The following is a 4,386-nucleotide window of genomic DNA, read 5'->3' as shown; positions in this document are numbered from 1 at the left end:
CTTCAAACTGGTTGTGTGCAAACTCCAGTTTAGGCACCACGGTGCCCGTTGGGGAGGAGGAGTCCATCCCATTGCTTCTGGCCGGTTGCAGACCCCCGGTAGCGTTCATTTTCAGAGCGATGTCGTCTACGCGATTTACCATCTAGGATTAGCTAGCAATCCAAATATCGGAATCGATGAGCCAACCGACGTTTGCGAGCTGTTCCCCGACCAAGATACCTATTTGCAGGACATCGCTACGATACATGTTGAAGTATTCGACTCTGATGGCAGTCGCTGAGTGAAGGGCTCCACCCTTAGTGACCAAGGTAAAGTTCTGCTGCTTATGGATAACAGGGCCTTCTCCTTCGGCTAACCCAACAAGCATTTGTCCGCGGCCGCGCTCCTCAATGCACTCGTGAACTGTGAGGAGCTTCCTCATGTTTGGGAGATTGTGGGAATGTTCGCTGCTGTCGTGTTCATTTTCAGGCAAGAACGGAAGCACTTGTTCGATATCGATTTTCGTTGCGTTGAGAGAAATATCACCAAAGTCGCCCTCGAGGACTAGCCGGTCCTCGTCCCGGCCTATGCTCTCGAGTTCTCCCAAGCTTCGTATGTTGTCCCGACTGTTGAAATTACTTACGACGCGCAATCCTCCGATTGCCACCTCCATCGGAGATCCATCTTCGTTGCTGGCCTGTAGTTTGAACTTTTTCCCTGTTGGAGTAAGGACTTCCATGAAGAAAAGGCGATGATCTTGCTCCAAATAGATGGTAAGGACATCAGAATCTTCTAGGTTGTGGAAACTTATCATTATCGGTGGCTGGTTCGCTTCGTGAAATAATACGGGCATTGTGTATGTTCTTCTCCGTCAGCAATACTCGGCAAACGCAAACTAGTTAGAGTCTGCTCGTGGCCGATTTCAGCCGTCGGCCTCGGCAGCTTCCGACCATAGCGGACCATCGAAAATGGCAGAATTCGCGCTACGCCCCTTCATCCGGGTCTATGCCGCCAGCCTTTAGTACACACCGGCCTGCCAGGACGCCAGGTAGCGCTGAAACGAGCCACGCGCTCCCAAATGCCAAGAAAGCCACATCGTCGAGCCGTCCATAGCTTAGACGGACGAATAGCTCGGTTAACGGCGGCGCTATCGCGAGAAATAGCAATCCGAGGAAACTCAAGATCCGCAGTCCTGCGCCAAACTGTAAGCGATCAGTGAGCGCGGCAACCCGTCGTTTAGCGACCGATCGGGAATAGTGCCAGAAAGCGAAACCATAAACGACGAAAAACACGCCGTAGTACAGAAAATCCATGTTGCCCCATCTAGCTAGTTGCTGTGCATCTGCAGTGCTGTTAATCGGTCGTCTGCTCTGGCCGATTGAAGCCATTTTGTAGCGTCCGCACCCGAACCAAAGCGGATGACTACAATTTCTCGGAGCCCCCGCACTGCTTTTTGGTAAGTTCCGTCGACAAGGTGCTCTTGGTAGAGACGATCAGCGTTCGCGTGTCCTGTCGGGCTGACGCTTTTTGCTCCGCGATTTGCATTGCGACCGCGCGGCCGTCGACGACCGGACGTGGGTGAAGAAAGTTGAACATTAAATCCTTCAGATGTGAGCGCTAATCAAATGAATATTTCTGAAGCCGATAGGTGAGCGCCAGTGCCAAGCAAATGGCGGAGGCCGCACGAAGGTCCGGAATTGCCCGAACGCAGCCTTTGGCAACAGCGTAGCAGCTTTACGAGCGGAAAAATCCGCGGAATGTCACGAAGGACCGGAACCGACCCGAAGCGGACCTACACGCCGCGCCACCAGGAGATTCGCTCTCACATCAGTCGCACGCCTCATTCAATCGACTCGACCCGAAAATCGCTGCTCCCATTCTGCGAGGCTTTACGTTCAACGGTAACTCGTACCGAAGATCGTTCTCCGCGTACGCTCACGCGATAAAGGTCATAGCCCGGGGTTAATTTTTCATCGTTACTTATGGCGCTCTGGACGGACGTAATACCGACAAGTTTTGCAGAACTAACCGGCCCTACCTGATTGATGACCTGCTGATTGCCTTTTACGAATTTCAGCACTTCTGCATGGTATGGATCATTCTGCATCCGCACGCTGACTGCCCATCCAGTCAACACGCCTGCAACTAGAAAGAATGCGACCTTCTTTACTGTGATCTTCATCTGATGTGAGTTTTTCTGGTTGTGATGCAGTACTGATAAGGGCTGCTTCTGGCCGATTGCGGTCGTCTAAACTTCGTGCCCACAAACAACCCGCCGTAGGCTTTTCACTCAAGGCGACCGCTAGAGAAATTACGCCAGAATTAGCGCCGCGCCGCTGAAAACTGGGCCGCGGTCGAAGTCGCGATAGCCTTGCCAAGTTCGGTAACGTCCGAAGGAATGATCAACCTCGCAGCCCCCAGATACAAGCAGCAATCCAATGTCCGTGCAAGTTCCACAACGCTCGCGCACATTCGCGCGGTGTCGGTTCGGGTGTCGATACGCGCTATCACCGACTCCACCTGCGTCCCTGCATACGAGACGTGAATATCGCTTCCAGTCTCATCGCCCCAGATTTTGAGATCCTCGTGCCAAGACGCAGACGGGGGCAGAATTTTCGATATTAACGAGACGATCATCGCGTCAGGTTGATACTGTTGCCAGGCAGAGCTTAGGTCGCCGTACCCGTCGCGGTCGACCAATTGGGCCGTGCCGTTCCCTGCTATGCCGCACCATCGGGACGGGATCAAGCTAACAACAAACTGCCAAGTTGCCATGGTGATTCCTCTCATAGCCGATTACACGATTGTTCCCTAACGGGGCCTAAGAATTGGAGGGCCGTTGTACGCCTGCTTCTGGCCGACAGCAGTCTATTACCATGGACCACTATCGTCCCAAAGACGATGTTCTCACTCAGCATATGCCGCAAGTCGTTGAGCCTATGAAAGCCAAGCGTTTATCTCGTTAGTCACGACAGACCAATTTCAATGGCAGCCCGTCCTTATAAGCAAAGTATTCCGTGCAGTACCGCCCACGGTCCATGACTCTCCGTGTCCCGAATGTGGATGCATAGTCCGCTTCACTGAAGCTCACCCTGCCGTCGTGATTGAAATCCATTGATTTATATGCAAGCGGCGACTGATGAACCTTCCAGCCAAAGAAAATACAGTACGCAGCGACTGCCAACCCAGCGACTGTGGTAGTTACTCTCGCAGCGTTTCGCATATGTGTACTGTGCGGTGAGGTAGTGATGGCGCGGCTCCGAATTTCTTGAATAACCGCTCTTGGCCGATCTCGACCGTTCGAAGCTGCATAGCAGGTTGTCGAACCGAAAAAGTCACCACTGTCACAACAGGCAGCTGTCGACCCATTGCGGACCTTCCACGACCGATCAGACGGGAGGAAAATCCTCATAGGATTTCGGCAGGTAACCCCAGATTCTTAGTACGTCGCCGCGAACTTCAAATTCGAAACCAATCTCCTCAACAACTTTCGAAATTTCGTCGGTGTGGTCGATAGTGGTAGGCGGAAGCAGTCTGCCTTTCGGGCGAACATTCTGCTGCAGACCGATATCGAACCACTCCACTAGCGCAAACGGAAATGGCAAGTGGTAGAACCACTCGACGTCCCACCCGGAGATATCTCCTGTAACCAACTTGGTTCGGTAAGACGGACGCCATTCCGTCTGATGGCGAAAGTAATTGATCAGTGCATCCCAACGAGTATTGTTCGACGCACGTGCCAGATTTCTAGCAGTCACAGCAAAGTCAATTTTTTTGCGCATCACATCATAGTGGCCTGCTCCGGCGCTCGGCAATTCATTCATGCTAGCCCTAAATATAGTTTGGTGCGACCGTCCGCTCTTGGCCGATCTCGGCCGTTCGAAGCAGCATAGCAGGTTGCCGAGCCGGAAAAGTCACCGACTGTCACGACAGGCAGCTGTCGCCCCCCAGCGGACGTCGTCAGTAACGGACATCCTCGGGATTGACTTCCCAAAATGTACTGTTCGAGTGACTGCGATCAATGAAGTAATGGTGATTTTTACGGCGTATGGCATCGATCGCGGCTCGCGCATCGTCCACCGTTTTCTCGTCTGCGTGGTCCAAGAGGCGCTCCAGATGTGGAATCGCGTCTTTTCTCAGAGAGTAGGCACAGAGACCGCATGCTCGATAACGAACCAACGTTGCCTTGTCAGTCAGGGCAAGAAGTCCTAGTTTAAAGGCGGCCTCCGATTCGCGCGCGAATCGGACAGCGTGGAAAATCAAAGCGACTCGGCCTTGAGCCTTCTTCGTATGAGGGAAATACTCTGCCAGGAAAGGAACTACGCTGACGCCTAGGGAAGCGCTGATCAATTGATGATTTCAGCGGTTTCCCGATTTTTGGCGGAAGCGGCATCGTCGAAAAAACGG

4 protein-coding genes are annotated in these 4,386 nt (G+C 52.9%); all 4 read right to left on the bottom strand.

Annotated elements, in window-relative coordinates:
- Positions 1-148: 148 nt before the first annotated feature.
- The 4 genes from I4X03_RS22885 to I4X03_RS22870 all read right to left on the bottom strand — a co-directional run bounded on the left by I4X03_RS22885 (position 149) and on the right by I4X03_RS22870 (position 3,803).
- The gene (locus I4X03_RS22885) at positions 149-832 is read right to left on the bottom strand and encodes a hypothetical protein (RefSeq protein ID WP_223471419.1); all 684 of its coding nucleotides are present in this window, start codon (positions 830-832) and stop codon (positions 149-151) included.
- A 987-nt stretch (positions 833-1,819) separates the two neighbouring features.
- Positions 1,820-2,161, bottom strand: a complete 342-nt coding sequence (locus I4X03_RS22880; RefSeq protein ID WP_223471417.1) for a hypothetical protein — start codon at positions 2,159-2,161, stop codon at positions 1,820-1,822.
- Between the two features lie 140 nt (positions 2,162-2,301).
- Positions 2,302-2,754 (bottom strand): hypothetical protein, encoded by a 453-nt coding sequence (locus I4X03_RS22875; protein ID WP_223471415.1) that lies wholly within the window; start codon positions 2,752-2,754, stop codon positions 2,302-2,304.
- Between the two features lie 614 nt (positions 2,755-3,368).
- Complete coding sequence (locus I4X03_RS22870; RefSeq protein WP_223471413.1) at positions 3,369-3,803, bottom strand: DUF6678 family protein; 435 nt, start codon at positions 3,801-3,803, stop codon at positions 3,369-3,371.
- Between the last annotated feature and the right edge of the window lie 583 nt (positions 3,804-4,386).

The organism is Massilia soli (genome assembly GCF_016809835.1).
In the GTDB taxonomy this organism is placed as follows: domain Bacteria; phylum Pseudomonadota; class Gammaproteobacteria; order Burkholderiales; family Burkholderiaceae_D; genus Telluria_A; species Telluria_A soli.
The sequence above is the reverse complement of the archived record's forward strand: the minus strand, read 5'-3'. Positions and strand labels throughout refer to the sequence as shown.